We start from the raw sequence: 14368 nt of genomic DNA, 5'->3' as shown, positions 1-14368 counted from the left end.
ATCCTCACAATGCGCCGCGACGGCTCTTGGCATAGGTGTCGAATGCCACCGCCAGAACGATAATTAATCCGGTGATTATTTGCTGGTAATAGGCCGAGACGTTCATCAGCACCAGACCGTTAATCAGGATCCCCATAATGATGGAACCAATGATGGTGCCGCCGATGCGTCCATAGCCGCCCATCAGCGAAGTGCCGCCGATGACCACCGAGGCGATAACGCGCAGTTCAAAGGAGATCCCGGCGACCGCTTCCGCACTGCCAAGACGTGCGCTGAGAATGAAGCCCGCCAGTCCCGCCAGACAACCAATCAGCACATAGACACTCACCAGCACGCGCTTCACGTTGACCCCCGCCAGGCGCGCTGCCTCCGGGTTACCGCCGATGGCATAGACGAAGCGTCCCCAGCGGGTTTTATGCAGCGCCAGATACCCGCCAAGCGCCACGATGGCGAAAATCCAGATTGGAATGGAGATGCCAAGCAGCTCCCCGCGTCCCCACCAGCGGTAACCCGGGTCGAAACCTGCAATGGGCGCGCCGTCGTTGATCACCAGCGTCAGGCCACGCCAGATGGTCATCCCGCCGAGCGTGACGATAAACGGCGGCAGGCGCAGGCGGGTTACGCCCAGGCCGTGCAGGAAGCCAATCGCCGTGCCCATCGCCAGACAAATCCCCAGCCCAATCAGCCAGCTCATGCCGCCCCAGGCGTTCGGATCAACGGTGGTGAAGTTGTCGCCCTTAATCACGTATGCAGCGGTCATGGCGCAGACCGCCAGGATGGAGCCGACTGAAAGATCGATACCGGCAGTCAGAATGACGAAGGTCATCCCCACGGCCATGATCCCGTAGATGGACACCTCGGTCAGGATGTTGAAAATATTGCGTTCAGAGAAAAAATTGCTGTTCTGCGACTGAAAGAAAATCAGCAGCAGGATCATGAAAATCAGTACCCCGAAGCGCTCGAAGAAGGCGATGGGATCGAGGCGTCCGCTGCGTTTCACCGGAACCTGCGTTTTAGAAATCATCTGCGTCATGGAAAACTCCGTTATGCCGCGTTGAGGGCGTTGTGGTTGATGGCCATCATCGTCATCAGCCGCTCTTCGTTAGCGTCGTCGCCGTGGATCTCACCGGTCACCCGGCCTTCACTGAGCGTGATGATCCGATCGGATACCGCCATCACTTCAGGCAGATCGGAGGAGATCACGATCACCGCCACGCCCTGTTTGGCCATATCAAACAGCACCTGGTGTACTTCCGACTTGGTGCCCACGTCGATACCGCGCGTCGGCTCATCGACAATCAGCACCCGAGGGTTCAGCGCCATGCAGCGCGCCAGGATAACTTTCTGCTGGTTACCGCCGGAGAGCTTGCGCACCTCCTGCGCGCTGTTGACCATTTTGATCTGCAGCGCCTTGCGGTAGGACTCAATCAGATCGTCCTCTTTGCGGGTATTCACAAACCAGCGCCACTGCATCAGAGAAGAGAGACTGGAGAGCGAAAGGTTGTCGCGAATCGATAACCCCAGCACCGCCCCCTCTTTCTTGCGATCTTCCGGGACCAGCGCGATGCCCTGCTCAAGGGCGTACATCGGGTCGCGCGGTTGATACGGGACGCCGTCCAGTTCAAAGCTGCCCGAGGTAAAGGCATCCGCCCCGAACAGGCAGCGCGCCACTTCGGTGCGCCCTGCACCCACCAGGCCGGCAATGCCCAGTACTTCTCCGGCGTGGACATGGAAGCTAATGTCATGCAGGGCAATGCCGTGCGGATCCAGCGGCGGTTTTTCGCGGCTCAGCCCTTTTACTGCCAGACGAACCGGCTTGTTTTCATGATGGGTTTCGCTGGCGGGACGACGATTAAAGGCCACGTCACGCCCCACCATCAGACGGATCAGCTGCTCGACATTGGTTTGCGCCACGGCGCCACTGCCGGTGAAACGGCCGTCCTGGAAAACGGTAAAGCGATCGCAAAGCTGGAAAACTTCGTGCAGTCGGTGGGTAACGTAAATAATGCTCACCCCCCGGTTTTTCAGCTCGCGCACCACGCGGTGCAGGCTTTCCACCTCGCTGTCGCTCAGCGCCGCGGAGGGTTCATCCATGATGATCAGCCTGGCGTTCAGCGTCAGCGCCCGGGCAATCTCGACCATCTGCTGCTGGGCTACGCTCAGACGGGCAACAGGCGTGGTTGGCGCAACGTTCAGCTGCAGATAATCGAGGATCACCTGCGCCTCCTGGTTCACCGCTTTTTCGTCGACAATCAGGTTACGTTTACGCGGCTCACGCCCGAGAAACATGTTTTCCGCGACGGTCATATTGGGCAGCAGGTTAAATTCCTGATAGATAGTGATAATGCCCTTGTTCTGCCGCTCAACCGGTGAATCGTCCACCGGCAGCGTGTCGCCGTTGAACCAGATATCCCCGCGCGTTTGCGGCTGTGCGCCCGCCAGGGCTTTCAGCAGCGTGGATTTCCCCGCTCCGTTCTCACCCAGCAGCGCGTGGATCTCCCCGGCACCGACGGTGAGCTGTGCGCTGCTCAGCGCCCAGACACCAGAAAAGCTTTTTGCCAGGTCGGTCACTTTCAGTAAGGGTTGCGACATCGGTCTGCTCCTCCTTAATAGTGAGCCGCCACCTGCGCGGCGGCTCAGGATAAATCAGTTACCGGCCTCACTGATGCGCTCAGCCTGCTGCAGATTTTCTTTGGTGATAAGCGTTGGCGGGTAGTCCGCGCCGGTGATGGCTTTCTTCTCACGCACGTTGGCCACCAGTTGGCTCATCGCCGTTTGTACCGCGAAGCCCGGGCGTTGATCCGCCGTGACCGCCAGCCAGCCGTCGCGCACGCGCGCCAGCGCCTCAGGTACCGCGTCAAATCCGGTCACCAGAATTTCGCCTGGCTTCACGCCCTGGCCCTGCAGCGCTTCAATTGCGCCCAGTGCCATGTCGTCATTGGCGGAGAGGATCACCTGTGGGCGTTTCGGCAGTGACGGCAGAACGCTTTCCACAATGCGCATCCCTTCAGAACGCATCCAGTTACCGGTCTGATCGGCAACGATCTTGTACTTGTCCCCGCCCGTCTTCAGGCTGTCGCGGATCCCTTTGGTACGTTCAATGTTGGAGGAGGAACCTGGCTGGCCGGTGAGCAGAATAATGTCTGCCCCGTTGGGGAATTTGCTTTTAACGAAGTCGCCAATCGCCTGGCCGCCTTTGTAGTTGTTGGCACCAAAATGCGGCACCTTCTTCTGGCTGTCGACGGAGCGGTCAAGCGTCACAACGGGCAGATTCGCATCCTGAATTTCATCCACCGCGCTGGAGACGGCATTGACGTCATTCGGGGAGACGATGAACCCCTGCGCACCACGGGTGATGGCGTTTTCCAGGTCAGCGACCTGTTTCGGCGAGCTGCCCTGCCCGTCCAGAACCTGAAGCTTTACGCCCATCTCTTTTGCGGCTTTTACCGCGGTACGCTGCATGTGAACTTCAAACGGCATCGCCAGGTTTGGTGTACTGAAAACAATTTGCTCGTTTTCGGCCATTGCTGCCCCGGCGGTCATGGCGATGAGGGCGGCTAAGATCAGTTTTTTCATTATTATGTCTCTCTGTGTAGGGTTGTTGTGTTTAGAGGACGATCTCACGCTGGCTACGCAGGGATTCCAGCGCTTTATCCGCCAGGTACAGCGCACGTTCACCATCATTGCCGCTACAGTCAGGCGTCGCTTCGCCGCGCAGCACCGCAACAAAGTGTTCCCATTCCGCGGCGTAAGCGGATTTGTAGCGCTGCAGGAAGAAGTGTTCCGGCAGCGCGCCGGTGCAGCCCTGTTTGCCGTAGTGCTGCACCTGATTTTCAAGAATATTGCCCGCACACAGCAGGCCTTCTGAGCCGTGCAGTTCCAGGCGCTGGTCGTAGCCATAAGAAGAGCGGCGGCTGTTGACGATGGTCGCCATCGCGCCGGAGGCATACTTCAGTACGATAAACGCGGTATCGATATCCCCCGCCTCGCCAATCGCCGGATCCACCAGATTGCTGCCCTGGGCATACACCGACACCGGCTCTTCGCCCATGATGAAGCGCGCCATATCAAAATCGTGAATGGTCATGTCGCGGAACATACCGCCGGAAACGCGCACATATTGCGCCGGTGGCGGGGACGGGTCGCGGGAGATAATCAGCAGCGATTCGGGCTTACCGATCCGCCCGGCCTGCACCTCGGTTTTGACCCGGCGAAACTGCGGGTCAAAGCGGCGGTTAAAACCGATAAACAGCGGTACGTTGTACTCGTTAACCACTTTCAGGCAGTCGCGCACGCGGGCAAGATCCAGGTGTACCGGCTTTTCACAGAAGATCGCTTTGCCGTGGCGGGCGGCCATCTCAATCAGATCCGCGTGGGTGTCCGTCGCAGACGCGATCAGTACGGCATGAACGTTTGGGTCGCTCATCGCGTCCTCCAGGCTCTGCAGACGAGCCTGATATTGCGCGGCGAGGCGGGTGGCAAATTCCTGATTCGGGTCGACCACAGACCAGAGCGTGGTCTCACTGTGGCTGGCGATGTTAGCTGCATGTACCTGGCCAATTCGGCCAGCGCCCAGTAAAGCAATGTTAAACATAACGGCTCCCGGTGTTGGTGAATGCTGTGAACTAACGACCCCTTAAATAAAACATTTATTTCATTTTTATAAATAGTGAAAATTATATTTTTGAGTGTGGGTTAACACTTTTGAGATGATTGAGACAAATTTTGTTATCAATCTCACAACATGGAAGAAGGTGCTACTAACCCCTCACCCCTGCCCTCTCCCCAAAGGGGCGAGGGAGAAAAGAGTGCACCACACCATCCCCTCTCCCCTTTGGGGAGAGGGTTAGGGTGAGGGGAAAATGAAATGAAAATTTCGTTACGGCGGGAAAACTTAATACTGGCGTGCTTTTTTCACCTGCGCCTGAGTTTGCTCGGCGGCTTTGCGCACCGCAGACGATCCCGCGACCTGCGCATCACCGGTTCGCCACCATGACGCGTAATCATGGGTCATGGTTTTCGGCAGCACTTTGATATCCAGCAGCGTTGGGCCAGGATGCGCCCGCGACGCCGCCAGCGCCGCCAGCAGACTCTGCTCGTCGTGGACCCGCCACGCGCGGCAGCCGTAGCTTTCCGCGTTCTGGGCGAAATTGACTTTCACCAGCGGTCCGTCAAGCCGGCCTGAATCTGGATTTCGATGACGGTTTTCCGTACCGAAGCTCCCTATCCCATGCCCCATCTGCAGGTTATTAATGCAGCCGAAGCTGGCGTTATCAAACAGCAGGACGGTGACGTTGATCCCCTCCTGCACCGCGGTTTGTAACTCGGAGTGCAGCATCATGTAGGAGCCATCCCCCACCATGGCGTAAACCGGCTGATGCGGGCTGGCAAGCTTCGCGCCTATCGCCGCGGCAATCTCATACCCCATGCAGGAGTAGCCGTACTCCAGGTGGTAACTGTCCGGCGTCTTCACCTGCCAGAGGCGCTGTAAATCCCCGGGCAGCGATCCGGCCGCGCCCACAACGATGGCGTTATCTTCGATATGTTGATTGATAAGCCCCAGCACCCGCGTCTGGGTCAGGCGGGTGTTGAGCGCCTCACCGTATTCCGCCAGCTGCGCATCAAGGTGCCCTGCCACTTCAGGCGCATCGTCGGGATGCCACTGACGGCCCCATAAGCGCTGGCACTCCGCATGCCAGGCAGATTTCGCCTGAGCGATCTCCTCTCCCCAGTGGCTTCGGTACGCCGGGAGCGCCTGCGTTAACGCGTGCAGCCCGGTTTGCGCATCGGCAATCAGCGCCGTGGCATCCAGTTTCAGGGCATCAAACTCGGCGACGTTCAAAAGCAGGAACTCGACGTCCGGATGGGAAAAGAGCGCTTTGGAGCCGGTGGTAAAGTCCGTCAGGCGCGTGCCGATGCCAATCACCAAATCCGCCCTGGGTGCAAGCTGGTTAGCGGCCATTCCGCCCGTCACACCGATCCCTCCCAGATTAAGGGGATGATCGCTTACCAGCGCCCCCTTTCCGGCCTGGGTTTCGGCAAACGGCAGTTGCAGCGTCTCGACAAATTCCCGAAATGCCTCATGCGCGCCGGAATAACGCACGCCCCCGCCACACACCACCAGCGGACGGCGTTTACGGGCAATCAACGCCTGTGCCTGGGCCAGACGCTGGGGGTCAGGCGGACGGCGTTCAATGTGATGCACGCGACGCGCAAAGAAGCTCAAGGGATAATCCCAGGCTTCGCCCTGTACGTCCTGCGGCAGGCAAATGGTCACTGCCCCCGTCGCTGCGGGGTCAGTAAGCGTACGCATCGCATTTAACATCGCGCTCATTAACTGTTCCGGACGGTTAATGCGGTCCCAGTAGCGTGAAACGGGACGGAAGCAGTCGTTGGTGCTGATACTGAGATCGTGGTACTGCTCGATTTGCTGCAAAACCGGATCGGGCTGGCGGCTGGCATAGATATCCCCCGGTAACAGCAGGAGCGGAATGCGGTTCGCGGTGGCGGTCGCCGCGGCCGTCACCATATTCGCCGCGCCGGGCCCGACGGATGAGGTGACGGCAAAAATGCGCCGACGGCGATGCTGTTTGGCGAATCCGGTCGCCATATGGGCGATGCCCTGTTCGTTACACCCCTGCATCACCTGCAGGTGGCCAGGATCCTGCTCCAGTGCCTGGCCGATACCCAGCACGTTGCCGTGACCAAAAATGGTCGCCACGCCCTCCACGAAGGGCGTTTCTTGTCCATCAATGGAGACATATTGTTGATTAAGGAATCTGACCAGGGCCTGAGCCATGGTCATACGTTCGGTTTGCATAAAACCTCCTGTCAGCCCAGCGTCGGCATGGAGAACGCAGCGCCAGTCTCCTGCTGCATTTCCGGCCAGCGTGCGGTGATGGTTTTCATTCGGGTGTAGAAACGCACGCCGTCGTTGCCGTGGACATTCAGCGCACCAAAGATCGAACGCTTCCAGCCACCAAAACTGTGGAACGCCATCGGCACCGGGATCGGCACGTTCACCCCAACCATCCCCGCCTGCACCTCTTCGCAGAAGCGGCGCGCGCAGCCACCGTCACGGGTAAATATTGCCGAGCCATTACCATATTCATGCCGGTTAATCAGGTCCACCGCGCTGCTGTAATCTGCAACACGCACCACAGAAAGTACCGGCCCGAAAATCTCTTCTTTATAAATGGTCATCTCCGGCGTGACGTTATCGAACAGCGTTGGTCCGACAAAATAGCCCTGCTCGTGGCCTTTCACGCTGAACCCACGGCCATCCACGCGCAGGCGGGCTCCCTGGGTTTCCCCGCTGCCGATATAGCCCAGCACTTTGTTACGGTGTGCCGAGGAGATAAGCGGCCCCATTTCGTTCTCTGGCGTCTGGTCCAGACCCGGTCCGACGCGCAGCGCGGCAATCTGTTTTTCCAGCCGGGAACAGAGTTCATCAGCGGTGTTATCCCCCACCGCCAGCACCACCGACAGCGCCATGCAACGTTCTCCCGCCGCGCCGAAGGCAGCGCCCATAATCGCGTTCGTCGCCATATCCATATCGGCATCCGGCATTAAGATGCAGTGGTTTTTTGCCCCGCCCAGCGCCTGACAGCGTTTACCGTGGGCGGAGGCGGTCTCGTAAATGTATTGGGCGATCGGCGTTGAACCGACAAAGCTCACAGCCTGCACGCGTGGGTCAGTCAGCAGCACGTCAACCGACTCTTTATCACCCTGCACCACGTTAAACACGCCGTCAGGCAGGCCGGCGTCTTTCAGCAGTTTTGCCAGCGCGAGCGCCAGAGAGGGATCTTTTTCCGACGGTTTCAGCACGAACGTGTTGCCGGTGGCCAGCGCAATCGGGAACATCCACATCGGCACCATTGCCGGGAAATTAAACGGCGTGATCCCGGCACATACGCCGAGCGGCTGCATCAACGAGTGGCTGTCGACACCGGTGCCGACATTAGCGGAATGCTCACCTTTTTGCAGATGCGGGATGCCGCAGGCAAACTCCACCACTTCCAGGCCGCGGGTCAGCTCGCCCACCGCGTCGGAGAAGACTTTGCCATGCTCTTCGCTGATGATGCGGGCCAGGCGCTCCATGTTCTCTTCCAGCAGCGCTTTGAAGCGGAACATCACGCGTGCGCGTTTAAGTGGAGAATGACGCGCCCAGCCAGGAAAAGCCTGCTGTGCTGCGGCAATCGCCTGTTCGGTTTCCTGTGCCGTACTCATCACCACCTGGCGGATCTGCTCTCCGGTGGCCGGGTTGAAGATTGCCTGAACGCGCTGGCCTGAACCGGTGACACACTCGCCGTGAATAAAATTCGCTACCGTCTCCATCCTTAACCTCTCGCTGTTGATACGTGACTGTTACCTGAACACTATATATGAAACAAACATTCCATTTTAAGTTGAAATAAAATAAATGATGATTATTGTGATCAAGGATGGATTTTTATGTTAACAGCCACCATCACTGGTGCAGCCTGCGCTATTAAGGCATTTCAGGCGTTGAAATGCGTGAAGCTTCTGTTTCATTTTTGAGGCCAGATGGACGGCCGGCATTTAAAAGACGCGGTTTTGCGTTTAGAATCATAAAACTATGCATAGGGGGTAAAATGACCACAGCAACCAGCCTGAATGAGCTGCAGCAGCAAATCCGCGATCGCTACGATAGCCTGAGCAAGAGGCTGCAGCAGGTCTCCCGCTATGTGCTGGATAATACCAACAGCGTGGCCTTTGATACGGTCGCCGTCATTGCCGAGCGTGCCGATGTGCCGCCGTCAACGCTGATCCGTTTTGCCAATGCTTTTGACTTCACCGGCTTCAACGAGATGAAACAGCTGTTTCGCATGAACCTGGTGGAAGAGACCGCCAGCTACAGTGACCGCGCCCGGCTGTTTCGCGAAATGGAAAGTCAGGCCGTCCCGGAAACCCCGCTCGATATTCTGCAGGAGTTCGCCCGTTCAAATGCGCAGGCCCTCCAGCAGCTGGCCGCCCGCGCCGAGCCGGAGATGCTGGAACGCGCCGTGCAGTTGCTGGCCGAAGCCGACACAATCTATATCGCCGGGTTACGCCGCTCGTTTAGCGTCGCCGCCTATCTGACCTACGCCCTGAGCCACCTGGAGTGCCGCCCTATTCTGCTCGACGGAATGGGGGGGATGCTGCGTGAGCAGATCAACCGCATCAAGGCGCAGGACATTGTGGTCTCGATCAGCTTCTCGCCGTATGCGGAAGAGACGGTGATGGTCAGCGAAACCGCCGCCAGCGTCGGCGCGCGGCAGATTGTGATCACCGACAGCCAGATAAGCCCGCTGGCCACCTTCAGCGATCTCTGTTTTGTGGTGAAAGAGGCGCAGGTTGACGCGTTTCGCTCGCAGTCGGCGACGCTGTGCCTCGTGCAGTCGCTGGTGGTAGCGCTGGCGTATCGGCTGGGCAGTGGGAAGTAACGGAGAATAAAAAAACCCCCTGCGCAAGCAGAGGGTTTGGGGTGATATCAGGGGAAAATCATTCCCACTCAATTATTAACCATAAGATAAAACCAATACAAATCAGTAGATTGAGTGTGATTTAAATCCAAATACCATTGAAAATACCAGAACGGCGAAAAAAATTTTGTTCCTGAGTTAGAGCCAAGGAGCGACATAGCCCAAGCCTCCACAGTTTGAAGCTAGAGGTTACGCCAGTATGCAACTCCCTTTATGGCGAAACACATTAGCATAATGCTGGACTGCGAGGGGCAGCGGGAGCCAGTGATGAAGCTGAATTGGCGCGATACAGCACGTTTGAAGCGAGTAATAATCCACGCCCATCGATGCCACAATGCTCGTAAGTCTGCGTCAAAAATCAAATGACATCTATGCGCAAATGAAGCAGAATCTAACGACAACAAAGCCCAAAATGTGCTACGGCAAGCATTGAGTATGCCATTCGCACTCGGATTGATGAGCATTTAAAGAGGAAGCCACAAACGTATTGGTATTAATGGGCATATCTGCCCCGGGCGCCATTCTCATGTAATTCATACTAATTGCGGCCGCCAAATTTTCTCCCCTTGATATCAATCGTGTGCACCTTTACCGCAGCTTCAGGAAACCATGAGCGACAGCCTGAAGAATTTCAAAAACATAGGGTCAGAGCCTAGCGTATGGATCGCATACAACAACTCAACTACGAAAAGGATTTCCGCATTGCCTTCTTAGAATCTAAGGGGGACGGTTTTCAACGTTTATTTGAGAAGCTGATGTCGAAGGCACATCCCAACGACTTCATGGCATGTCGGCCTTGGGGCAATGTTGGGGACCGGAAAAACGACGGATATCTGCCTTCCGCGCGAATACTGTTCCAGAGCTATGCCCCTAATGATTTAAGCGCTGCTGAGGCCATCAAGAAGATCAACGAAGACTTCGAAGGGGCCAAGGAGCACTGGGAAGATTATTTCAATGAATGGACCTTCGTCCATAACGCACCGGATGGGCGGCTAGGTCCGCACATCATTGAAGCTTTAGCCAAACTAGCTCAGGACAACCCGCAGATTAAGATAGGGCATTGTGGGTACGAGGAAATGCTAGCGAAGTTCCGTCAACTAAAACTTCAGGATCTCGAATCTTGGTTTGGCCCTTCGTTAACAATGGAAGCAAATATAAATCTGGGCTTCGCCGACTTAGCTGCAGTGCTCACCCACATTAGCATCACCCCCATCCCTACTGCGAGTGATGTGAAAGATGTTTCGCGCGGAAAGATCGAAGCAAACCTTCTATCTCAAGCTGTTGCAGACTTCCTGAAGATAGGTATGCAGAAGTCTCCTCTCGTTGCGCAGTTCTTTAATAGCTGGAAGAATCCTTCCTACGGCGAGCAGATCGCACAGGCTTTCAAGAGCAAATATGAAGGTCTGCGGGATGGAACTCCTCAACTTCATCCAGATGAAATATTCGGCCGCTTAGAAGCATGGGCTGGGGGGACTATGAATACCACGCCTGCTCACAAGGCGGCCGTGTTAGCCGTAATGGCCTATTTGTTCGACAAATGCGAAATTTTTGAAGATGCTCAAACTGTGGGGACTGAATGATCCTGCCATCTAAACATCTGCCTCAGGAGCGTGCTCTTCTGACTGTCGGTGCGCGTGTTTTGACGTTCCTCGCTCGTCCAAAAACTGTCTCCGCGCTTTGGGATGAATTGAACAGACACGATACAGGCTTGACCGTAACGCCTCGGCGAATCACATACGACTGGTTTTTGCTCTCCCTAGACCTTCTATATACACTTGGAACCATCGAACTAGAAAGCGGCCTTGTGGCCCGGAGAACAGAGTGATTCATCATATTTTCAGCACGCTGCCTAGCTTCAAAAACCTAGAGGGTTTGAAGCCCGGCCTGAATGTGTTGCTCGCTCAAAAAACTGATGGGGCAACCACCAAGCAAACGCGAAATCGTGCAGGCAAAACCAGCTTCGTTGAATTAGTGCATTTTCTGCTCGGTGCCGATGCCGGCCCTGAGTCGATTTTTCGTACCCCGGAGCTGACTGAACACACCTTCAGAATGGACTTCGATCTTAAATTGGAACGAACAGTCGTCGAGCGTAGTGGTGGTTCCAAAGCCAAAATATTTGTAACAGCTCCGCCTGCTGCGAAGGTCAAGTTCTCGGCCACCGAATGGTGTAACTTTCTCGGCGAACAAATGTTTGGCCTGAGCAGCCTTGAAGCTGCAGGCAGCAAGCCGCCTTCGTTCCGCTCACTGTTTGCATATTTTGTGCGCCGACAGGCAAGCGGTGCCTTTATGACGCCAGAAAAGCAGGCTACGATGCAGGGAACTGGTGACATGCAGATGGCACTGATGTTCCTACTGGGATTGGACTGGCAGATTGCTAGAGATTGGCAAGCTGTACGTGATCGAGAAAAAACACTTGAAGAGCTAAAGAAGGCGGCAAACAACGGTGTTTTTGGTTCGATCATTGGCAAAGCTGCCGAATTGCGTACCGAGCTTACAATTCAGGAATCCCGCCTCAAGAAACTTCATGCAGAAGTTGAAAATTTCCAGATACTGCCGGAATACCGGGAACTGGAAGTCGAAAGCGCAATGCTTACCCGCCAACTCAACGACCTGGCCAATGCTAATACCATTGACTTCTCGGCTATGCGTGATCTGGAAAACGCCCTCACCTCCGAAGTTCCACCGGACCTTGAAGACCTTCAGGCTGTATATCGAGAGGCGGGTATCATGCTTCCGGGCTTGGTTAAACGCCGCTACGAAGACGTGAAAAGTTTTCACGAATCGGTGGTGCGCAATCGCAAGGACTATCTATCCAGCGAACTTGAAGCTGCAAAACTACGTATAGAATTACGTGACAGTAAAAAAGCGCAGCTCGATCAACGACGTGGCGAAATCCTCGGTATACTCAAAAGCCACGGTGCACTCGAACAATTTCTCAAGCTGCAGGGAGAATTAGGGCGCCTAGAATCCGAAGTTGAATCGCTGCGGCAACGTTTCGCAGCTGCCGAGCAGCTCGAAGGCACTAAAAATGAGTTAGAAATTGAGCGCAACCGCCTCACGATCCGCTTACGGCGTGATTTCGCTGAGCAAAAGGATCGACTGGCGGAAGCCATCGTCGCTTTTGAGGAGACCTCGCAACGTCTCTATGAGTCGGCCGGTAGCATGACTATTGATGAAACCTCTAACGGACCGGTCTTCAAGTTTCCGATGCAGGGCCAACGCAGCAAAGGCATCAAGAATATGCAGATCTTCTGCTTTGATATGATGCTTATGCGTTTGTGTGCCAAAAGGAAGATGGGGCCGGGATTCCTGATCCATGATAGCCATCTGTTTGATGGCGTTGACGGGCGTCAGGTTATTAGTGCCTTACGCCTTGGAGCAGAAATTGCGCAAGAACTCGGCTTCCAGTATATCGTGACGATGAACGAGGACGATGCTTTTAAAGAAACCATTGATGGTTTCGATTTAAACAAATATGTACTACCTACACGCTTGACCGATGCTACGGAAGATGGCGGGCTGTTTGGCCTAAGATTTGGATAAACACCCGATTGGTAGAGATTGGCTTCCAAGCAAGCACCTGAACATAGAAGTCACAGGAACTATCGGTAAACATAGAAACGCCGCGCTTAGCGTATAAGGAACAACATTTGTACTAGCTCAGACCTGACAGACACCTGTATAAATAACCGGTAACTGTCAGATCAGGTCTGAGCTAATAAATATAATGAATGAAAATCTTCAAGATATTGCTTAACCTGCTCAGTTCAGACTATGGATTATTGCTTATGTGTCAAGCATGTCCCACTCATCGCCCAAGACCCATCGCAGGGCAGAGAGTTTCCCATTGAGCATCCCCCATTCAAAGTCGCTCCAAGGCCCAGTATCTTCATATTTATCCCTGACCCGTTGAGCTGCAATTTTTGCTTGGTCGAGGGTATCTTCGTGAATCACATCATTACCGTGGCGTTTTGTACCAGCGGGGATTACCTCTATATCACCATTATCTAGGTGATACATCATATTCATATGGCGGTTGTACCAAACTTTATCGAAGAGCTCGTCCATCGCAGACATGATTTCCTGAAGCCCACGAGTTTCGTCCTCCCAAGCAAAGCTATTCTCATAGTGAAATTCTTCAAGATCGAGCAGATCCTCGATGGCAGAGCTCGTGGCGTTAAAGAATAAAGAGCTGTTGCCGTCAAAAATATCTGCGAAATCGTCGTGTGGCTGCCTGTGGTCTTTGCCGGAAAAATCCGTCACATTGTGAGTGACAAATCTAAAGGTTTCGTACTCACTTATATGCGACAGCCGAAACTCTTGGAAAGTCTCTGCTAACATTGCATCAGCCACACTATTCTTCTGCTTATGGAACGGTGCCTTCTTAGCGATAGCCCGCTCTGCCGCTCTTATTTTTGCTGCATCAGAGATTATAACTTCGTGGGCCATGTCAAAAAGTTTGGTAACACGATTTACTGTATTTTGATTAACTTCGGAAAGAATAGGCAATCTGTGATTAACATCATCTAAGGTCCTGAGCGCTGTATCTTTACCTTCACCGCCAAAAGAGTCAACTAACCCTTTAATTACTCGAAATTCACTGGAGAGTCGTTTTCGCGTAGCCTCAATCACCCTATCTTTATTTCGTTCGTACTCGGCACGTATCAGATCGGGCAGTAGTATTTTGATACTCCCAGCCTCAACCAGGTGCTCGATGGCAGTAAGCATTGGCAATTCAGCTTTTTTAGAGGAAATATCAAGCCAAACACATGTATCGAGCATTATTAGATGCATTAAAGTCCCCAAAAGCAATGAAAATCAAATAGTTATATTATACAAGATCGTTACCTAATAATCTAAGGTATTTCAAGATGCTATGACTT

Annotated in this window: 11 protein-coding genes; 4 read left to right on the top strand and 7 right to left on the bottom strand. The window is 54.6% G+C overall.

Annotation, left to right across the window (positions count from 1 at the left end):
• Window positions 1-4: 4 nt before the first annotated feature.
• The 6 genes from AB6731_RS20595 to AB6731_RS20570 all read right to left on the bottom strand — a co-directional run bounded on the left by AB6731_RS20595 (window position 5) and on the right by AB6731_RS20570 (window position 8337).
• Window positions 5-1033, bottom strand: coding sequence for an ABC transporter permease (locus AB6731_RS20595; RefSeq protein WP_014171147.1), 1029 nt, complete (start codon window positions 1031-1033; stop codon window positions 5-7).
• 11 nt (window positions 1034-1044) lie between these two features.
• On the bottom strand, window positions 1045-2592 hold the full coding sequence (locus AB6731_RS20590; protein WP_014171148.1) for a sugar ABC transporter ATP-binding protein: 1548 nt from the start codon (window positions 2590-2592) through the stop codon (window positions 1045-1047).
• 54 nt (window positions 2593-2646) lie between these two features.
• Window positions 2647-3576, bottom strand: a complete 930-nt coding sequence (locus AB6731_RS20585) for a substrate-binding domain-containing protein (protein ID WP_371006751.1) — start codon at window positions 3574-3576, stop codon at window positions 2647-2649.
• Window positions 3577-3607: 31 nt separating this feature from the next.
• Window positions 3608-4594, bottom strand: coding sequence for an inositol 2-dehydrogenase (gene iolG / locus AB6731_RS20580; RefSeq protein ID WP_337253527.1), 987 nt, complete (start codon window positions 4592-4594; stop codon window positions 3608-3610).
• A 300-nt stretch (window positions 4595-4894) separates the two neighbouring features.
• The gene (iolD, locus tag AB6731_RS20575) at window positions 4895-6820 is read right to left on the bottom strand and encodes a 3D-(3,5/4)-trihydroxycyclohexane-1,2-dione acylhydrolase (decyclizing) (protein ID WP_371006750.1); all 1926 of its coding nucleotides are present in this window, start codon (window positions 6818-6820) and stop codon (window positions 4895-4897) included.
• 11 nt (window positions 6821-6831) lie between these two features.
• Window positions 6832-8337 (bottom strand): CoA-acylating methylmalonate-semialdehyde dehydrogenase, encoded by a 1506-nt coding sequence (locus tag AB6731_RS20570; RefSeq protein ID WP_270293070.1) that lies wholly within the window; start codon window positions 8335-8337, stop codon window positions 6832-6834.
• A gap of 278 nt (window positions 8338-8615) precedes the next feature.
• On the opposite strand from AB6731_RS20570, the gene AB6731_RS20565 reads away from it, so the two are divergent.
• From AB6731_RS20565 to AB6731_RS20550, 4 genes are all read left to right on the top strand, one after another.
• Window positions 8616-9446, top strand: a complete 831-nt coding sequence (locus AB6731_RS20565) for a MurR/RpiR family transcriptional regulator (protein WP_032680493.1) — start codon at window positions 8616-8618, stop codon at window positions 9444-9446.
• A 698-nt stretch (window positions 9447-10144) separates the two neighbouring features.
• Window positions 10145-11065 carry an ABC-three component system protein gene (locus AB6731_RS20560; protein ID WP_371006749.1) on the top strand — a complete coding sequence of 307 codons (921 nt, stop codon included), beginning with the start codon at window positions 10145-10147 and terminating at the stop codon, window positions 11063-11065.
• On the top strand, window positions 11062-11310 hold the full coding sequence (locus AB6731_RS20555; RefSeq protein ID WP_353622157.1) for an ABC-three component system middle component 6: 249 nt from the start codon (window positions 11062-11064) through the stop codon (window positions 11308-11310). The genes AB6731_RS20560 and AB6731_RS20555 overlap by 4 nt, the downstream gene beginning before the upstream one ends.
• Entirely contained in the window at window positions 11307-13028 is a 1722-nt protein-coding gene (locus tag AB6731_RS20550; protein ID WP_286462397.1) for an ABC-three component system protein, read from the top strand. Before AB6731_RS20555 ends, AB6731_RS20550 begins: the two co-directional genes overlap by 4 nt.
• 243 nt (window positions 13029-13271) lie before the next feature.
• Here the strand turns inward: AB6731_RS20550 and AB6731_RS20545 are convergent, their stop codons facing one another.
• Window positions 13272-14267 carry a PIN domain-containing protein gene (locus tag AB6731_RS20545; protein WP_286462399.1) on the bottom strand — a complete coding sequence of 332 codons (996 nt, stop codon included), beginning with the start codon at window positions 14265-14267 and terminating at the stop codon, window positions 13272-13274.
• Between the last annotated feature and the right edge of the window lie 101 nt (window positions 14268-14368).

It is taken from the genome of Enterobacter sp. RCC_40 (assembly GCF_041360735.1).
Taxonomy (GTDB): Bacteria; Pseudomonadota; Gammaproteobacteria; order Enterobacterales; family Enterobacteriaceae; genus Enterobacter; species Enterobacter ludwigii.
Note: the sequence above shows the minus strand (reverse complement) of the source record. Positions and strands in the feature narration are given on the sequence as shown.